Source organism: Candidatus Nitrosocosmicus sp. T (assembly GCF_054408485.1).
In genome coordinates, this window is the sequence record NZ_CP166992.1 from 2,996,531 (window position 1) to 3,014,556 (window position 18,026).

The following is an 18,026-nucleotide window of genomic DNA, read 5'->3' on the forward strand; positions in this document are numbered from 1 at the left end:
TTACATTGTATAACAAATGTTGTTTTACATTGTATAACAAAAAAATATGTATAAAACAAAGCATCGCATAATATGTGATTGTACAGTATAGCCTGAGATTAAGATTCTTGTGTAATATTCCTGCAGGTAAAAAACAAATTGAAAAATGCTCAAAAGAACGAATAAACGATACTATTAAATATAAATTGTATCTGGAGTGAACAGGTTTTCCTTGAGGCAGCCTCATACTCATACTCATAGTCAGGTCTCCATTATCTACGCTTCGCTATCGATGTAATCCAGTCATGTTAATTTATACCTATATCTAAAATGACTAATACTAATTACAGGTGCAACTGGAAGTGTAGGAGAACATCTTGTAAATATTCTATCTTTGTATGATAATGAATTCTGTATATCTCTTAGATCGACTCGTTGTCCTAATCATTTAGTGAGTCGTAATATCGACGCTTTCAGAGATCAAGGTATAATCAAATTTATTGACATGGACTACAATAATTTAGAATCCATTAGCCACGATAAACTGGAAGGTATCGAAAAAATCTTTTTGCTAACACCGTATCTCAATATCTTATGTAACTAAAAAAATTGTTACAGAAGCACAAAAAACCAAATCAGTAAAACACATTGTTAAATTATCAGATATGGGGACAAATTTGAGTCCTATTACGTATGGAGGAATGAAGAATAGACAAGCTGAAAAGATAATTGCAGAATCAGGTCTTCAATTTACTTTTTTGAGACCTAACTACTATATGCAGAACTTCATAAAGGTGTCATATAGACCTTCGATAAATGGAAAGACCTTTTATCTTCCTTTAAAAAATGCAAGATCTAGCTTTGTAGATATTAGAGATGTGGCGGAGGTTGCAGCTAGAATCCTTCATGAAAAATCCAATAAACACTACAATAAGATTTATTATATAACGGGTGGACAACTGCTTAATTGTAATGACTTTGCTGACATTCTTGAAGCAATACTAGGCGAACCCATTAATTATGTTACTATAACCGAGCAAACAGCAAAGACAGAACTGATAAAGGCAGGATTCTAATCAGAATCGGTAGACTATATACTTGATTTCTACAGGATTATAAGAGAGGGACCTATGAGGCAAATCTCAAAAATAGTCGAAACGATTTTAGGACGAAAGCCAATACCGTTTGAAGTTCTCGTCCAGATCATGTAGAGTTATTCAAAAGTAGACTTGAACTGAAAGTCCCCAGCCGATAATTAGATATCTCAAATTATTCATGAATCAATGAATGCATTCTATTACATCAGGTATTGAATAATGTATTTATTCAGTAATCCGCCGGAGATGCTATATTATACAGATTTAGAAGTATCTCTAATTTATAACAATTCAATTGTTTTCAGAAGCACCAATTAGTCTAAAGATTATCTGCCTCATAACAATGCATAATAACGTCTGGCACCGTAGTTATATGCTGAATGTCAAAAAATTCGACTACAGATACCGCAATACGTATACAACTGAAATCTATTAGAAAATTGAATTTCAGGCGTCCACTGAAGATAAAACAGGATCAGCAATAATAAACAATATACTTGGAAAACATGTATCATTGGATCAATTTGTAAGTGATATAGGGTTTGTTTTTTTTCAAAAACCGTTTGTGCGAAATATCTTCGAACATATTTCAGACGAAGATTTGGTAAAAGCAGCAAAGACTTCATGTTATACAGGGATGAGGGGATGCAATTTCTTTTATTCACGGAAAAAATGATATAGAAAGTATTGTAGATGTATTAAAGTTAGGTTTTCTCCATCCAATTTTAATAATAAAGTTATTCAAGTCGACGGGAAAATAGAATTTAGAATCCAACATAACCTGGTCGAAAGGGTTCGTTATATATCGGTACACTAATTAGTTCTCTTTTTGCAGATTTAAACATCAAATCAAAAGAAGCTTTGCCAAAAGACCATTCCTTGGTTATCGTGTTTAATTCTACCTCAAAAAAATGATTCAAAAAAACATAGAGTAGTGTTTATTAAAAATACACTATTCTATCAATTCCTGATATCAATAAATTTGGACCTGCGCATTTTATCTACCAATAATACCAATTCATTAGTACAATCATAATTTTTTACAAAAATATTGTCATCCAATAAGATGTTCTGTTAAGAAGTCATTTACCTGGATAGCGTTATGTTTGATTCTGGCGTGCCAGCTACATATCCTTGAATTACCTGTGGCATTCCTTAATAAGCGTCCAATTATACTTATATTCTCGCCTGATCAAGTGCTTTCTCTTGATATATTTTTCTTCCAAGTATCAAGATTGTCAGGTTCAGGCAAATTTTTAGAATCAAGATCAGATTGCAAATTATCGATTTTTCTGGGGCCTCTTTAGAAATTGTTGGAGGACGTAATTTGAATTAGGATCGTTTTGACTTGAGCCTTATCCAAAATCGAGAAATCATAGATGGTATACAAAAATTATACAGATAAAAGAAATATTCCAATTAATGAAGGAAACAATATCGAACTTTTCGCTACGTTTGATAAAAACTCTTGTTACTCTTATTAAAGATGTTTGTTATCTAAAATTTTGAAAGACGGTCATAAAATATTTCTTTTATGTTAAACTTTGCATAACTAAAATTTCCAGATTGAGTATTCCAAGCTACTTCAAGGACCATGGGGATCATCATATTCTCTATTTTAGTATAATTAGAATAGTAACCTGCCCATCTCTCTTTTACATATGAGTCACTTCTGGATCTGAAGCGATCACCTTCCATCTTGATAATCTCTCCCTTTTCATTAAAATAAAATGTCAAATTGAGTGTAAGTCCTGCATGGTTTACTACAGCTCTTGCACAGTTCAAATCAATTTCTTCCAATTTAAGATAATTGCTTGGCAAGAGTGCTGTAGGGAATAAAGGTGCCTCTCCAAGCCATCGCATTAGTTCATCCTCGTCTAATTTCTTGCCTTGAGGGGAATCAGCAATTGTGAGAAAAGACATTAACTTTATCTTAAAATTACCTTTTCCTTCAATAAATTCATCTAATCCTGTTAACCAAATGAATGGCAATAATTGTATTTTACCTATCCATATCAACCCGGGTAGTTCTGTTGAAAAGTATTCTTCTCCCTTAATGGGCATCCATTTTTGATTTTCACTTTGTCGGAATACCCCTTCGTGCTTAATTTTTACATTGCTGATAGAATGTTGTCCTTCATTTAAAGAGTATTCAAAATATCTTTGAACAGGTGCAGGCAGATTCTTTGTCTGATCGAAATAAAATTGATTGTTGGACATATTTTTGGAAATAATGGATAGTTTTTTGATGTTTTCTTTTAAATGGGAGTCAAACAATGAAATGGATATGCCTGCATAAATGATAAGTGTTAATACAGCTAAAATTGTAAAAATAAATATTACCTTTATAGTATATTCCAAGTTTCTATTAATAGATAAATTAAGTTTTATGGAAAGGTTTCATTTTCCAAGACTCTTGATTGATCTGCAATAATAGATATTTGTAATTGAAGTAAATATAATATATCTCATTAAATGCTTATACAAATCAACTTTGCATTCAACATGATGATTTGAGTTTTATGTATGTCTATGAGAATTAGATGTATAAGGTTAGAGAATATTATTTTGGTAACGAATAACTGTTTCAATCGCTATATGATTCATTAGAATATTAGAAATTAGGTAATATGATGAATGGTGGCTGTTATCTAAAAAATAAAAGGTAAGAAGATTGAAAGATTGGTTTATACTAATCTATTTTAATTGCCTTACCTGCTGGTTTGTTGACTTTCTTTTTGTCGAAAGTTATCTCCAATATACCGTTGTTGTAAACTGATCTAGCAGTTTCGAGATCTGCTTGTTCTGGAACGTCTATATTTTTGTGGTACTTTCTTTGAGCGTCCTTTGAAGTTGTTACCTCAACCTGAGAATCATATGCTTTTATTTGAATGTCTGTTTTTTTGATACCTGGCATTTCAACTACAACTTTGATCTCTTTTTCGGTGGTATTAACATCAACTAAAGGTTCTCTTTCTGCAGATATTTGAGACGATGATTGATCTACTTGTCCTCCTATATTTTTTATATTGCTATTACCTAAGGACTTGAGATTTCCAAATTCCCTTACCTGTGGTTTGCCATCAGGTCCAATGGTCATCGAATATCCATATACTATAGGTCCCACTTCTCTAACTTTGCCGCCTTCTTTTGTTTCATATTCTCTGACAAGTTCCTTTGGTGCATTGTTTGATATATTGTTAAATACATCAAACATTCTATTCATTTCTTCATGTATATCATCGAAATCCGCAAAAAGATCTCTTGTGTCTAATCCTCTTCTCCAAGGTCTTCCGAAATCTGTATCAAAGAATCGGCTGATCCAATCGCTTGGTATTATATCTTTATTCATGTAGAACGCAATATATGTAATGTATATTACATAATATAAAGTTTTCTTACATATTGTACGAAAACTTACATAAACACGGAAGAAAGCCATCAGAGTGTGATTGGTAACGATCATATTGTCTAATGCCGTATGAAAAGACAATGGTAAATCTAAAATCATGTTTCCAGTCGATAATCCTATAGGTCATCCTTTTTCTATTCCATTGATAATAGTATTGAATATTATTTTTCACTTTCTTTTCATATACAATAAGATGAGAATTAGGAATGGGACCGACGCAAATGTAAAACTAAAGGCGTAAATATTGCCAAAAAAATCAATGAATGAACTTCGAATTAAGATCAGGATAGCCAAGGATAAGCATATGTAGAGAGTGATGAAAAATGGGAAAATCCCAAATAAGATGAATCGATGACTACGTAATTGAAACTTTTCGAATTTTCTATATGGATATTGGAAATGATGGTATATAACGGGCATACTAAATAAAAGCGTAGCAACAGTTATGGAGAACAAAGCGAGTAACAATAACACTTTATTACTTTCACCAAACTCGGCAGGAGAATTTACAGAAATATTTAATAAAAATCCAAACAGGATACCCGCAACGGTAGTTAATAATGAGCTTTCCCTTAAAATCGAATCATAATGTTCGATTAATTTATCTTTATTACCATTTGAATCTTCATTAAGGTCCCCCATTACCTATCAAGATCTAATAAGTGTATTTACATATGTTTATTAAAACATTATTTTAGGCTGACCCTTTAACAAATGTATTTTAGAAAAAAGACTATCAAAGAGTTGAATCAAAAAGAGTTGAATCAATCAAATTTATTAAAGGTAAAATTATCATCTATCAATCTAACCAATGTAGGATAATATTGGGACGATCTAATAATCGGATATTTTTATAGAAGGTATAAAATATCCAGTCTTGAAGTCTAAAGCATTTGAAATTCAAAATATGTGTCCACCCACTTCGGCCGAAAGTTCAAGCAGAAAAAATCCAAAAAATATTGCACTCTCTAGACCTGAAGATTTCAGAAACAGATCCGGATATTGCATTAGTGATTGGTGGAGATGGAACATTTTCTCACTATGGAAGGAAATTGTCTATTCCGATGTTATTTATTGGCGTTCCTACTGATGAAATTTTAGGAAGTAAAAGTAGACTAGCTGAAATCTCTCTACAAAATCTTACAAAGACCTTGAGAAGTATTGCGAAAGGAAACTATGTAGTTACCGAAAGAAGAATGTTGGATGTACGACACAGCGCCTCCCCAGTAATTAGTGTATTGACAGATGTTTATTTAGAGCGTGGACTTTTTGCAGGTTGTATTAGATATTCAATTTCTATTACCAGTAAAAAGGTCGACAAGAGGAGTAATAAGAATAGTAAACTCCTATTTACGGACTATGTTATTGGTAATGGAGTTATTATAAGTACTTCATTTGGGTCTAGTGGATATTATTCTTATTTAGATCGAATATGCTATCCTGAACAAAAACCAAGTGAATTATTTAATGATGACAAATTGGGGATATGTCACATCCTACCGACGTTTGCTACAAGACTCATGAGTGATGGAGTAAATTATAAAAAAATAACTCCAATCCGATATACAGTCCCAGTTAGCAGTACTATTGATATAACCGTCACTAGAGAAGCTAATATCCGCTTATACGGTACTACCATTCATTCTGAAGGAGTTAAAATCATCTGGAACAACCCTATTACTGTTACATCATCAACTAAAACCGCAAAAATCATTCGTGTGGTTTAATGCTAATCCAAAATCCATTTAATAATCTTTGAAAGTATTGGGTATATAATACTCACAAGTCATTTAGCTTTCGGATTCAGTATAAGCATAGTTTATGACAACTAATTTTGTATTTTACATCTAATACTTTTTCATTGTTCAAAATACAAAGAAATTTCTTAGTTAGGGTTCTAAAATCATATAACCAATACCCCTTAGCTTCAAATAATCATGCTCACCTCTAGTAATATTAAATTGCAATTTCCCATAAACATGGTCTCTAATTCTAGGTTTACGCTCTAGCTCCTCAAGTAACCGATGAGCTTTGTATGCTTCAAATACCGAATAATATTCGATCTTCATTACTATCATATTATCTGTATTTACGATTTACAAGTTTCTAGATATTTTATTAATTCAATCAGAATGAACAAAGTAAATTAGTGTGTTTTTATCCTTTGATTTTAATGGTCTTTTTAATCTTCATAGAAAATTTAACCTATTATATTATTATGTTATAGAGGAGTTGAGCTTATTGGTTTTCGAATAACAGAAACGAGTAGGCAAATAAAAATGAAATTGGAGCAATCAATATAGATTGGGTGAAATTATGATAAAAGTATGATAATCATTATTATGAATATATAGTTTCAAGCGAATTAGTAATTAGTAACTTTACTATTCTCCTCTTGGAAAAGTATCTGGAAGATCCTTGTCCTTAACTTGCTTGATATGTAATGGATATAGGGCATTCGTAATATCGATAAATAATAAGACATCGTATCTCAAAGACAGTATCGTTGGAACATAATTACCATATCTTTCATATCGAGGATTGTAAACTACTCCTATAGCTCGCTGACCTCGAGTTTCATAATTTTCATCATAAATAAGATTATCTTGAGGCTTTTTTAAAAGGCTATTAATGTGAATGTTTCTCTCAAAAATGATTGTTTTATTTCTTTTTTTGTTAGCTGGCTCATCAGACAGGTTGTGTAAAACATGGTCCCAACTATCTTGTACTGCTTGAGGTAAATTCATTATTTCCATTCTCGCTCCCCACTCTCTGGCTGCAATTACCGTTCCCTCATAGGTACTAAACCCAATCAAAACAGTATTTTGTATTCCCTTTTTTTCTCTAACAAGTTGACCAATATTTATCATCCTAGAAGGTGACATGTCAGTAAACCTTGCATCTCCGATATGTGTATTATGAGCCCAAATTATCGCTTTAGTTCTTTTTTAGTGCTTTCATTACTATGAAAAGCAGTCAATCTTTCTAAAGTATTCATCATATGAGTATCTCTTAAATTCCAGGAGTTTACATCTCCTCTAATCATTGTTCTATAATAATTTTCGGCATCTTTTACAGTTAGTGCATTTTGTTCTGCATTAAAGTAATCTTCTCTGTTTTCATGGTTCTTACCGTATAAAGTCTGTTTGTTTCTTAATGCTACTAGCATTTCAATAACTTCCTTTTCACAATTCTTTGGAACAAATGCTGTTGCTCGAGCATATGCTTCTACTTCTTTATTATAAGGTTCAAAACAATTATAGGCTTTTATGGCATCCTGTAATAGTAAAGGGTCAACTTTCTTAAGATACTGAATTATTTCTTCCATCAATTCTCATAAACTGTAAAGATCCAATCCGTAGAAGCCCACCTTCTGATTCTCCTCGACCCTAGCAGTCTTATTATAATCTTTTAACCATTCGACTAATTCAATCATTTCCGTATTTGCCCACATCCATGTGGGCCATCTATTAAAGAGCGAAGCAGCTCGTTTGCAGTTTTATAGGCATCGACATACCTTTCACATACTTATTTACTTTATAACAGTCTGGCCAATCGCCTTCCACTGCAATAAATGAAAATCCTTTTTCTATAATCAATCGTTTGGATATTTCACTACGCCATTGATAAAATTCAGAGGTACCATGAGAGGCTTCTCCCAATAAAACATACTCTGCTTCACCAATTCTATCTAATAAAAAATCAATATTTTTTGGTTTATCTAAAAAATCATAAAAAATTTTTGCATCCATATATATCCCTACTTATATAGAACTAACAAGTTTATAAATAAGGAAAAGAAAAAAAACTAACGTTCTTATTTTATCTATCAAATAAACCAAGGGAAAATTACTATCACATTATTTGGGATCATTAAACATATAACAAAATCAAGCAGGGATTTTCATATTGTTCTGGGTTTACTAAAGTTTGCATGTTTGTGATATAGGTAATGCATTGCTAGTCAATATTACTCCATCTCCTATGCATATTTTTTAATTCAAAGTCAATTTTACTCATATCAGTGGAAAATAAATTAATAGGTTTGCATAATTTATCATCATCATTATTACAAGGTGTCATTCCGGCAGTATTTTTTTCTAAAGGCGAATTTGAAATAACATTATCTCTATATGACACGATCTTGCATTTTCCGGGCGTATAGAGATAGGGACTAGGATAAGTTTCGTCGGGACCGCACTTCTCAGCCATCATACGTAGCAACGTAACACCATCTTAAATATACTTTTAAAAAAGTCATTCAATATGTATACTATTATCTGTATCCCTCATTTGACAATAAAATCAATGTGAACATGCATTTCATATCTCAGTCATGAAGTTAGATATAATGATGGTGATATGAAAGATTGATTTCTAATATATTATAAAATTTGGTATAATAACTTCATCTATTTTTAGTCAAATCAATCTCTTCTTTTCAATTCTATTTATTAATGATCAAACGTGTAAAGATCACACGCTGAAATGGTAAGTTCTCATTATCTTTTTTACTTCCTCATCGCTTACCTGATCAAATTTTCGATAGAATTGTCCCACGGCTGAAAATTCTTCTGGAGAATATAAGATAATCACTCTGTCTGCAATTCTGGTTAAAACATCAACAGTTTCAGAGGTTGCAGGTGCTACCGGAACTGCTACAATTAATTCCTTGTAAACGTAGTTTTTATTTAGCCACTGAGCTGATGCAATAATTGTGGCTCCTGTTGCTATTCCGTCGTCTACTAATATCAAAATTCTGTCGTTTAATTTATCTGCATAAGAAGTAGTCCCCCTAAATTCAATCAGTCACCGAGCAATTTCCTTTTTTTTGAATTTCAATTTCCTTCTCCAAATATTTTCGAGAGATTGGAAGAATTTTCAAGATCCTTTCGTTCATAAAAAATGTTCCATCCGGCATTACTGCACCTATGGCCAGTTCTTCGTTTAACTCATGTCTAATTTTTCTTGAAACTATAATGTCAAGTTCACATTCAAAATAGGATGCGATAACATTTGCAAGAATAATACCTCCTCGCGGTATTGCTAAAACTATTAGCTCTTTATTTGAGGAAGTAATATTCTTTTGTTCGTATTTTAAATAAATTTCTATTTCTTTGGCAAGTTTGGTTGCTGCTTCTATTCGATCCTCAAATAGAGTACTCATAAGTAAATCATAAAAATACAAGCAAGATAAAGTTAACTTAAGCCCGATGATGGGATTAATCAAACCGCATACATGATTTACTAAGAATAATAGGCGAGGATGTAGATTTCCTTGACGATGAGACAGGAAAGTGTATTCAGGATACAGATAAAGATAATAGATCAAATTTAGTAGTCATGAGGAAAACTTAAAACCAGCACAAAGAGGATATCTCCATTAGTATGCATTAAAAAGGAATTCCATCAGTAATTTTTTTATCAAAACATTCAATCTAAAATATTAAAAAGATATTATTATGATTACTTGACCTAGATAAGTTATAAGATCAGGAGATGCTCAATCGAATTCTTAATCTTTATTTTGTTTTATGTCATCTACATTATTCTGATTATAGAGGACCAATAAAAGATTTGAAATCGGAAAGGGATTAATTGTGAGCAGATCTGTTATATCCGAACACAACTGCAAAATATGAGTTAGAGGTTGATCTTGAAGATTTACTCTACTCTTATAACATCAAGTCTGAACCGTGCTATTATCGCCTAAGCTTAATTTTTACTAAAATTTCACCTCCATGACGCTATGATTACTTTAATACAAATCAATGAAATTGATATAAGGGCAGGATCTTTTACAGGTATTATTATCTTAAAAAAATGGTATTTTTTGCAATTCCAATCATATGACTATTCACAAAAAGTCTTGTCAAAGGACTTTTACTTTGTAATACTTCTCAAATTAGGTAAATTTTCATACATCTACATGGCTTGTCTGTTAGTGTGTTAGTACTGATTTTACAAATCACCCTGAGTAAGCCGGAGCTTTAAATACAGATTGCTTATATGGAAAAATAAATCCTCTTTATGAGTTCCAATCATAATAATTAGCAAATTCCTCTCAGCTGGAACTAATTCAATCATCCTATACTTTTCCTATTTTTCTCCTACTGTCCGATTTCAAATTCAGGATCAGCTCATAAGACATGTATTTTTCCACAAATTCTCCACCTCTCCCTACTTCTCTTGTACTGGGATAATAATTGTCACGGGTCTCATGTAAAAGTCGAACTAATGTGACGCCATTAATTCCCTCAGGACTAATAACGATACTTTCAGGATATGTTTTGTTAATCACTTTCATGATATTTTCATAGCCAAAAGAATTGTTAGTTGACTCGTCAGTATTATTTGGTATCCAAGTGAGGTCAAAATATTCAATATCGTTATCGTTTCCCTTTTTAAGATCTCTTCGGCTAATTTTTAGCTTCTTACCATCCACAATTTCAGGTACTTTGATCAAATATAATCATTTTTCGTTTTCCGTCATGGAGAGTGATTTTGAATTAATATATGAAAATTGAAGAATTGAATTTTTGACTATTTTATCTGAAAACAATCCCAAACCTTGTTACAATGAATAGATTTTAGTTTAAGATTTAATACAACTTGTAAGCAAAAATATCAGATCATAATAACTGATGTATTTTATATGGATCCTATTTGTTATTCTTCTTTCTCTTCTTTCTCTTCAGAGATTTCATTTTTGATTGATTTTAGTATTTTTTTATCTTCTTCCTCGGTATTGTTTTCGGATTTTCCCACAACGTTTGATTCCTCTTCAGCAAATTCATTTTCGCCACTATTGTTGATTGATGACATATTAGTGACATTAGCATAGTGTGGATATATTATTTTTCTATTTGATTATTCTTTAAGACATGAATTGAAGAAGTAGTCTGATACAAAAGGAAATTTTGAGACAGTCTTCGAAAATTTACTATATTACCATTGAATATAAGATCAAATATTGACAATTTTATTCCATGATCGACTCCATTTCCACATATACTTAATTCTATTTAGGATATCAACTAGGTGATTAGTAATTGATATTTTGTCAAGATAGGGATAGGGACATTAGCTTATTCTACACTTTATAAAAAAAGTATTAAAAGTTTATCGAGTATGCAAATGTTTCATGTATCAGAAAAAATGTTTTTATTTTATTCTTCTTAGCTTACATTAATCTTGAATTCCTCATCGCCTTCTGGCTTGGTTGGGTTTTTCTTTGGTACATTGATTTCTAATATACCATCGTTAACTTTTGCATCAATTTGTGAAGGGATTATTTCTTGGGTAAAAGGTATTTGTCTATGAAACGACTTGTAAGACCTCTCGCTGTAGACGTATTTTTTACCCTTTTCCTTTGTTTTTTCTGTTTGTGTCCCCGACACAGTAACATAATTCTTCGTTGCCCTCAATACTATTTTTTCCTTGCTTATACCCGGTACTTCTAAATTTATTTCATATCTGTCTCCTCTATCAATCACATCACATAATGGTAGCCTGGTATCTGTAATTCTATCAAAGAATTCAAAAGGTGTTATTCCTCTCATTGGAGCCATTGATGAAGGCCATGCTTGTTTCATAATATTTTGCATATTTTGCATATTTTGGCTAAAAGTTTCAAAAAAATCATCGAAATAATTTGGGTACGAAACGCTTGATTCGCCTTTAATGCCGTTAGCTTTATTTTTGCCCTCAATACTTTCTTTATTGGATGTAATCTTTGAATCATTTTTGGATGACTCAGACGTCGATGATGACATATTACATGTTAGAAGAAGATATTTATATAACTTACATATGGCATCAATATAGATAAAAATACTCTAGTCGATTGTCTTGATTATAAATATCTGCCTTACTTGACCTTTTTTATTCTCATTGAATAACTTTGTTTGGGGTGACAATAGGATTGCTTTTGTCTTGTTATGGAATAAGTTAAGGTCAGGATTATTCTTTAATTTAATAGTTTTTACATCGGAGTTATAAGGTATGGTATAATTCTCTAGAGAAGACATTAACGAGGCAACTATAAAAAAAGAAAGACTGGCATCGGATACGTCGATGAATAAATTATCGTAGTGTCGGGCCTGTATATAGTATCAATAATTATAAAAATGTGGCTGAGGTCTCCGTTATTTCGACATGTATATTGAGAATGGAATAGGATTCCGAGTATTTTGAATTAAAAATAAGAAGTTCTCTTTTCGAATGTATTACTCTAAAATAAAATTCAAATAGTCATCTTATTATTATAATGGGGCATCTTACATTTTCTGATACTTTTCTAGATATACTTCCTAATCCCTTGATTTTCGCTAATCCATTCAATCCATTGCTTCCAATAATTATCATATCAATCGCATTATCGTTGACGTATTCCACAATCTTATTAGCTGGCTCACCATAAGTAATAGATGATTCGATACTAATTCCCTCTATGAATTTATATTTCTGCTTTTTCTCATTAATATCCTCTTCCATCAAGTCTCTAATTTCCTGATAAATACTTTCAACACATCTATCAAATGTTGGCTTTTCTTTCGCATATGATGAAGTCATTTTGTCCAATATTGCCTTTGTAACAGGTAATTCATGGATTACATGAAATATCAATATCTTAATGTGCTGACTGTTTGGATTACTTTTAAAGAGAGCATTTGACAAGTATACTGCATAATCTAATGCATTCTCCGAAAACTCGGAACCATCGTATGGAACTAAAATCCTGCGGACCTCCAATTACAAAATATAAACAACACTAGACAGTAATAATTATCTATGTAAAATACAGAAGAAGCCAATATCTAAGGATTATTATTTGACTTCTAAAATGTCATTGATGTCCTCTCATACTAAGACTGGTTAAAGTCTGTGTTTAAGGTAGTTATTCGGTAGATCACGGAGGCGATTCATCTGGCAGATAATTCTCGTAAAAATAGTCTAGGGAAATTTATTCAAGCCAAATAAATTGTTTCACATTCAAATGCAGATTAATAGTATTAAGGCCAATTCATTATTAGTTTTGTAAGATCCAATCAGCAACTTCAGGCCACAATTGATTATGTGCTGATGAGCTTATACATAACCCAACATGACCTCCCTTAAATTTGATCATTTTTTTTGCAGTGCTAGAGACACAATTCTCAATTTCCATTGTTGACCCTGCTGATACAAGATCATCATTTTCAGCCACAATGGTTAGGATGGGTGTATTTATTTTCCGTAGATTAATACTGTTATTATTTAATTGAATATTATTTTTGACAAGTGAGTTATTTTTATAACACTGGTTTACTATGTCTTTAAAAAGCTTTCCCGGAATATTGGGAGTATTGTAAAGCCATTCTTCGACAGATCTGAAAAGATCCATAAATTGTTTATCGTTATATTTTTTAGTCATAGTAATATACTTGTCAGTTGTATATCTTACTGGATTTCGCAGTATAAATCCCATATCCAGTATCTGTCCATTAAAGTGTCCAAATTCATCAATTATTTTGTCAGTATCAATATTCTTTGCCCAGGTTGACAGAATAGTTTGATCTTTGCTCGAATCAACAGGAATTGCTAAAAGAGTCAGATTCCTTAGGTTATCGTTATGCAAACTGGCATAACATATTGCTATAATTCCACCCCAACAATACCCAAGGAGCGATATTTTGTTCTTCTTAGAATCTTTATGATTCTGATAATCTCTATTGTTATCATGAACACTGGATTTATCTAAAAAATCATTTTTTGTAACTGCCATTTCCATGCTCACTAGGTTAGGCTTGTTGTTTTTTATTTTGTATATCACATTAGCATACATAGAATTTGAGGTTTGTTTTTGGATGTATTGTACGGCCTCGTGCACATATGTTATGTAATCATACAAGGAAAGATCATTATGTTTTGAGCTGGGATAACCACAATCAAGTAGATATACGTCTATTCCCTTGGATAAAAGGGATTTAACAACACTTCGATTAGGATGAATATCCATAATGTGAAATTGATTTATTGGAGCATAAATTATCAAGAGAGGATTATGACTCGCATTGGATGTATGCTCATTCGCCCCTACAAAGTGCATTAATCTTACATTGTATTTTTTATATGCTACTTTAAATTCTGTGGTTGATCTATCCTTTCTATCCGTATAATAAGAATTCCAATTGTTTGTAATATTTTCATACCTCTCTTCAAAGTATTGTATAGGGTATCCTTGAGCTTTCAACATTTTGTGTAATTCTAGATGTAACTTTACATATTCTGATAATGACGAAGAGAATCTATTTGCTATAATCTACTAATAGCGATGATGAATTGAAATTATTCGACAATTGTTTTTAATCAGCGATTCATTATGTCTACATTATGTGGGGCCAAATGGATAGAAGTCAAATGGAAGATTTTCTTAAATCACAGGTAGTTGGAAGATTGGGTTGTACTGATGGCGACAAAATATATGTTGTCCCAATTACTTATGCTTATGACAACGGTTACATTTACGGGCACACTAAGGATGGACTCAAGATTCGTATGATGCGAGGCAACCCAACTGTGTGCTTTGAAACAGATTGGGTACAAGATTTGACTAATTGGAAGAGCATAATTGCACACGGGACTTACGAAGAACTTGAGGAAAGCGAGGCAAACATGGGATTGGAAGTCTTGATGAAAAATATCATATCTTCTTTGAAAACAAAGACAGTATCTAGCGTTAACCCTGAACAGGATTCCAGACAAATAGAGAATCTCGCCTTTCAACATTCATTTTTGTCTCCATTTATACATAGCAGCAACAAAGAAATTTCTGATATTATCGTTTACAGGATTAAGATCAACGAGATGACTGGGAAATTTGGAAACAACAGTTAAGTGATATAATCTGGTATAATATATTTATAAGAAAAATCCTCAAAAAATATACTTTTTATATCGACAAGGGGTCAAAAATGCTTTTTCAGTTCTTATTTTGATTACTACAGGACGTCAACAAGGTTTTTATTTTTTTGCTTGTGAAGAATATCAGAACTATTAAATGGATCAACGGATCAAGTAAATTGTTTAAAACAGCAACGGATCCTTGACGAATCAAAAAAAGGAATCTCTATAAATAATGAGAAGTATTCTTAATCCTAACTAAACATATATTCTCTCCGCGATACTTACTAGGCATCCGATAATATAGTGGTTGTTACTATCAGTAGAGTTGATCGAATTTCCTGTCAAATGGATATGCACCTATGAATCACTATTCAAGTGGAACCAATGTATATGTTTGGTCAACATTGTTACCACACCAGGTCACTCTAAAGATTGCTTCTACCGATCTCAGAGTATATTGTTTAAAAGGGTTCATTTTTTGGAGTTGAGGTTTCTTTTGATATTATGTGCTATTTACAAGTAAGAAAACTTCCAACTTTACATGATTTATAGTCCAATATATCAAATCCAAAACGAAATCAAATAAAGCAACTAACTGTTCAGTGAATTAAAAAAAAACAAAACATTACCGATATATGTTTACTACTGCATATCACTCTTACCATACATAATTAATTCTAAGAATATAGCCACACCGTTTGAGAATACCACCACAGATATGGACAGAATAGAAAATATTTATATCTGAAACTCATCGAAAGGCTTTTAAAGAAAATATAGATGGCCATACAATGGGATTCTTTAATAATAGAAATGACTTTACTGGCAGGAATTATATGGTTTTCCATATATATTGAACACTGGGCCCATCACCGATCCGCTAAAAAAGAAGATGAAAAATCTAAAAAATATTCTAAAATTCATCGAAGATGACTTGGAACATAGAATTAGATTTGTTAATGAATCTTTGGGACATAAAGACTATAAACCATTCCTTACTGATATGTGGGATGCAGTCATAACTGCAGGTAAACAATCTCTCTTAGATTTCAACTTATTTCAAATCATTCAAAGATCATATTCATGGATGAAATACTATAACAGTGAATTAGAGTGGATTAAGAAAAATGAACTGGATAACAAAACTCTTGATGAACTATTGATTGACGTGAAAACATCAATCGAAAGGGCATTAAACAAGATTCATGAATTTCATAATTATCAAGAGTCGTAAGAAAGAAAGAAGATGAACATTTTCGTTCTTTAGATCATAATCTTTAGATACGAGTAAACTTTTCTAGACCCACTAGATATTTGTGATATCAATGTATTGACTCAATCTTACCAATTCTCATTGCCAAGGCAACAGTGGAGGACTTTGTTCCCGGAACAACAGTCTCATTTACTGACTGGTTTGTGATAGGACTGCCTCATGCAATTATTGGGTTACTAATATCATGGAATATAGTTTTCCTACTTCTACACCCAAAAATTAATTTTCTGCCAAATGTCAGGGATCAATTTAAGAACAGCTTAGGCAAAGTTAGAAAAATCACAATCGAGGAAAAAGCAGTTCTAACTATACTCTTTGTGGCAATGTCATTGTGAATTATCCCTTCGGTTTTAAGATCCTTTTATCATGAGGATGGAAAAGGTCATGTAAATGCGAGTGTAAACTCTCTGAGTGGTTTGTCAGACCTACTGATCGGTGCCATGAAGGACATTCCGGAGTCCATACCAGCCATATTGATAATATTATTGATAGGATTGGTCAGAATCAAACTTAACAAGACAGTCGATCTGAAACAAAATACAGGAGAGATAAAATCAAATGTAGAAAAACGTTTACCGAAATCATGGCAACCCATATTATCATGGAACGAGATTTTAAAGTCTATCGATTGGAACATCATAATCCTTTTTGGCGGCGGTTTAATATTGGGTCTTGGGATAGAGGCCAGTGGTCTTGCAACACTGTTGGGAGATTTGATAGCTGAGAATATCGGTGCACTTTCTACAGAATGGGGAATATTTGCGATGAGTGCTGTTATGACCTTTTCGATATTATATGTCGCCTCAAATACCGCTTCGGCTGTTATAGTTTGTCCTATTGCAACCTCACTCGCAATTGGTGCTGGATTAAGCCCCATTCCACCAATTATTGCAGCAGGATTTGGAGCCTCAATCTCAAGCTCGATTCCTTCCACCACCTCGCCAATGGCAATAGTTTATTCTTCAAATGCGGTTACACTTTTAAATATGTTCAAAACGGGAATAATCTCTGATATACTTAGACTTACAATATTGATAATACTTGGACCATTCCTGATAAGTATTATCTACGGCTGATGAATTCTCTGGATAGTAAGAATTAGACCATCAAAATTATATCTTGTTTTCATGACATTAAGTATTGCATTCTTATGTAGTAACACTTCTAAACCTTTTCAGTTAAGAGTATGTTATTCTTGTTGATTGTTAAATTTTTGTCTTCACTCTCGTTAGTGTCCATATGACGATAAAAAATTTTTGACTATTAGTAATAAACATTTATCTTTTATGAGCCCATTGAAAATGATCTTTCAATTTGGAGTGCATAAAATAGCGATACCAATAGCTAATATAATTATCTAATCATTTGCTATTTTATT

The 18,026-nt window shown here is 32.1% G+C and carries 22 protein-coding genes and 1 pseudogene; 6 read left to right on the forward strand and 17 right to left on the reverse strand.

Annotated elements, in window-relative coordinates; all coding sequences use genetic code 11:
* The first annotated feature begins 587 nt into the window (after positions 1-587).
* Positions 588-1,055 carry an NmrA family NAD(P)-binding protein gene (locus AB0A59_RS15525; RefSeq protein ID WP_458747628.1) on the forward strand — a complete coding sequence of 156 codons (468 nt, stop codon included), beginning with the start codon at positions 588-590 and terminating at the stop codon, positions 1,053-1,055.
* A 785-nt stretch (positions 1,056-1,840) separates the two neighbouring features.
* Here AB0A59_RS15525 and AB0A59_RS15530 read toward each other — a convergent pair.
* The 4 genes from AB0A59_RS15530 to AB0A59_RS15545 form a co-directional block, all read right to left on the reverse strand.
* On the reverse strand, positions 1,841-1,996 hold the full coding sequence (locus tag AB0A59_RS15530; protein ID WP_458745237.1) for a hypothetical protein: 156 nt from the start codon (positions 1,994-1,996) through the stop codon (positions 1,841-1,843).
* A gap of 577 nt (positions 1,997-2,573) precedes the next feature.
* Positions 2,574-3,437, reverse strand: a complete 864-nt coding sequence (locus AB0A59_RS15535; protein ID WP_458745239.1) for a DUF6920 family protein — start codon at positions 3,435-3,437, stop codon at positions 2,574-2,576.
* Positions 3,438-3,768: 331 nt separating this feature from the next.
* Positions 3,769-4,428, reverse strand: coding sequence for an archaeal heat shock protein Hsp20 (gene hsp20 / locus AB0A59_RS15540; RefSeq protein WP_458745241.1), 660 nt, complete (start codon positions 4,426-4,428; stop codon positions 3,769-3,771).
* Between the two features lie 228 nt (positions 4,429-4,656).
* Positions 4,657-5,130, reverse strand: a complete 474-nt coding sequence (locus AB0A59_RS15545) for a DUF6328 family protein (RefSeq protein WP_458745243.1) — start codon at positions 5,128-5,130, stop codon at positions 4,657-4,659.
* A gap of 251 nt (positions 5,131-5,381) precedes the next feature.
* Here AB0A59_RS15545 and AB0A59_RS15550 point away from each other — a divergent pair, with 251 nt between their 5' ends.
* Positions 5,382-6,215, forward strand: coding sequence for an NAD(+)/NADH kinase (locus AB0A59_RS15550; protein WP_458745245.1), 834 nt, complete (start codon positions 5,382-5,384; stop codon positions 6,213-6,215).
* A gap of 162 nt (positions 6,216-6,377) precedes the next feature.
* Here AB0A59_RS15550 and AB0A59_RS15555 read toward each other — a convergent pair whose 3' ends face one another.
* The 13 genes and pseudogenes from AB0A59_RS15555 to AB0A59_RS15615 all read right to left on the reverse strand — a co-directional run bounded on the left by AB0A59_RS15555 (position 6,378) and on the right by AB0A59_RS15615 (position 14,725).
* Entirely contained in the window at positions 6,378-6,557 is a 180-nt protein-coding gene (locus AB0A59_RS15555) for a hypothetical protein (RefSeq protein WP_458745247.1), read from the reverse strand.
* A gap of 315 nt (positions 6,558-6,872) precedes the next feature.
* On the reverse strand, positions 6,873-7,373 hold the full coding sequence (locus tag AB0A59_RS15560; protein ID WP_458745249.1) for an erythromycin esterase family protein: 501 nt from the start codon (positions 7,371-7,373) through the stop codon (positions 6,873-6,875).
* A 44-nt stretch (positions 7,374-7,417) separates the two neighbouring features.
* Positions 7,418-7,942, reverse strand: a pseudogene (locus tag AB0A59_RS15565) (erythromycin esterase family protein).
* 16 nt (positions 7,943-7,958) lie between these two features.
* Positions 7,959-8,240 (reverse strand): erythromycin esterase family protein, encoded by a 282-nt coding sequence (locus tag AB0A59_RS15570; RefSeq protein WP_458745251.1) that lies wholly within the window; start codon positions 8,238-8,240, stop codon positions 7,959-7,961.
* A gap of 208 nt (positions 8,241-8,448) precedes the next feature.
* Entirely contained in the window at positions 8,449-8,703 is a 255-nt protein-coding gene (locus tag AB0A59_RS15575; RefSeq protein WP_458745252.1) for a hypothetical protein, read from the reverse strand.
* 261 nt (positions 8,704-8,964) lie between these two features.
* A complete protein-coding gene (locus AB0A59_RS15580) occupies positions 8,965-9,243 on the reverse strand; it encodes a hypothetical protein (protein WP_458745254.1) in 279 nt (92 codons plus the stop codon).
* 46 nt (positions 9,244-9,289) lie between these two features.
* Positions 9,290-9,655, reverse strand: coding sequence for a phosphoribosyltransferase family protein (locus AB0A59_RS15585; protein WP_458745256.1), 366 nt, complete (start codon positions 9,653-9,655; stop codon positions 9,290-9,292).
* 921 nt (positions 9,656-10,576) lie between these two features.
* The gene (locus AB0A59_RS15590) at positions 10,577-10,954 is read right to left on the reverse strand and encodes a hypothetical protein (RefSeq protein ID WP_458745258.1); all 378 of its coding nucleotides are present in this window, start codon (positions 10,952-10,954) and stop codon (positions 10,577-10,579) included.
* Positions 10,955-11,157: 203 nt separating this feature from the next.
* On the reverse strand, positions 11,158-11,313 hold the full coding sequence (locus AB0A59_RS15595) for a hypothetical protein (RefSeq protein WP_458745259.1): 156 nt from the start codon (positions 11,311-11,313) through the stop codon (positions 11,158-11,160).
* A gap of 353 nt (positions 11,314-11,666) precedes the next feature.
* Positions 11,667-12,263: an Hsp20/alpha crystallin family protein gene (locus AB0A59_RS15600; protein ID WP_458745261.1), complete on the reverse strand. Its 597-nt coding sequence runs from the start codon at positions 12,261-12,263 to the stop codon at positions 11,667-11,669.
* A gap of 63 nt (positions 12,264-12,326) precedes the next feature.
* On the reverse strand, positions 12,327-12,518 hold the full coding sequence (locus AB0A59_RS15605; protein ID WP_458745263.1) for a hypothetical protein: 192 nt from the start codon (positions 12,516-12,518) through the stop codon (positions 12,327-12,329).
* Positions 12,519-12,741: 223 nt separating this feature from the next.
* The gene (locus tag AB0A59_RS15610) at positions 12,742-13,242 is read right to left on the reverse strand and encodes a universal stress protein (protein WP_458745265.1); all 501 of its coding nucleotides are present in this window, start codon (positions 13,240-13,242) and stop codon (positions 12,742-12,744) included.
* Between the two features lie 277 nt (positions 13,243-13,519).
* Positions 13,520-14,725 carry an alpha/beta fold hydrolase gene (locus AB0A59_RS15615; RefSeq protein WP_458745267.1) on the reverse strand — a complete coding sequence of 402 codons (1,206 nt, stop codon included), beginning with the start codon at positions 14,723-14,725 and terminating at the stop codon, positions 13,520-13,522.
* 149 nt (positions 14,726-14,874) lie between these two features.
* Between AB0A59_RS15615 and AB0A59_RS15620 the strand changes: the two genes are divergently transcribed.
* From AB0A59_RS15620 to AB0A59_RS15635, 4 genes are all read left to right on the forward strand, one after another.
* Complete coding sequence (locus AB0A59_RS15620; protein WP_458745269.1) at positions 14,875-15,366, forward strand: pyridoxamine 5'-phosphate oxidase family protein; 492 nt, start codon at positions 14,875-14,877, stop codon at positions 15,364-15,366.
* An 862-nt stretch (positions 15,367-16,228) separates the two neighbouring features.
* Entirely contained in the window at positions 16,229-16,609 is a 381-nt protein-coding gene (locus AB0A59_RS15625; protein WP_458745270.1) for a hypothetical protein, read from the forward strand.
* A 134-nt stretch (positions 16,610-16,743) separates the two neighbouring features.
* On the forward strand, positions 16,744-16,983 hold the full coding sequence (locus tag AB0A59_RS15630) for an anion permease (RefSeq protein WP_458745272.1): 240 nt from the start codon (positions 16,744-16,746) through the stop codon (positions 16,981-16,983).
* Positions 16,984-17,064: 81 nt separating this feature from the next.
* Entirely contained in the window at positions 17,065-17,724 is a 660-nt protein-coding gene (locus AB0A59_RS15635; protein WP_458745273.1) for an SLC13 family permease, read from the forward strand.
* The last annotated feature ends 302 nt before the right edge of the window (positions 17,725-18,026 follow it).

Coding starts and splice junctions, on each gene's coding strand:
- AB0A59_RS15620 (WP_458745269.1), top strand. CDS start 14,875: ATGGATAGAAGTCAAATGGAAGATTTTCTTAAATCACAGGTAGTTGGA.
- AB0A59_RS15600 (WP_458745261.1), bottom strand. CDS start 12,263: ATGTCATCATCGACGTCTGAGTCATCCAAAAATGATTCAAAGATTACA.
- AB0A59_RS15605 (WP_458745263.1), bottom strand. CDS start 12,518: ATGTCTTCTCTAGAGAATTATACCATACCTTATAACTCCGATGTAAAA.
- AB0A59_RS15570 (WP_458745251.1), bottom strand. CDS start 8,240: ATGGATGCAAAAATTTTTTATGATTTTTTAGATAAACCAAAAAATATT.
- AB0A59_RS15555 (WP_458745247.1), bottom strand. CDS start 6,557: ATGAAGATCGAATATTATTCGGTATTTGAAGCATACAAAGCTCATCGG.
- AB0A59_RS15545 (WP_458745243.1), bottom strand. CDS start 5,130: ATGGGGGACCTTAATGAAGATTCAAATGGTAATAAAGATAAATTAATC.
- AB0A59_RS15595 (WP_458745259.1), bottom strand. CDS start 11,313: ATGTCATCAATCAACAATAGTGGCGAAAATGAATTTGCTGAAGAGGAA.
- AB0A59_RS15585 (WP_458745256.1), bottom strand. CDS start 9,655: ATGAGTACTCTATTTGAGGATCGAATAGAAGCAGCAACCAAACTTGCC.
- AB0A59_RS15615 (WP_458745267.1), bottom strand. CDS start 14,725: ATGTTGAAAGCTCAAGGATACCCTATACAATACTTTGAAGAGAGGTAT.
- AB0A59_RS15575 (WP_458745252.1), bottom strand. CDS start 8,703: ATGATGGCTGAGAAGTGCGGTCCCGACGAAACTTATCCTAGTCCCTAT.
- AB0A59_RS15560 (WP_458745249.1), bottom strand. CDS start 7,373: ATGTCACCTTCTAGGATGATAAATATTGGTCAACTTGTTAGAGAAAAA.
- hsp20 (WP_458745241.1), bottom strand. CDS start 4,428: ATGAATAAAGATATAATACCAAGCGATTGGATCAGCCGATTCTTTGAT.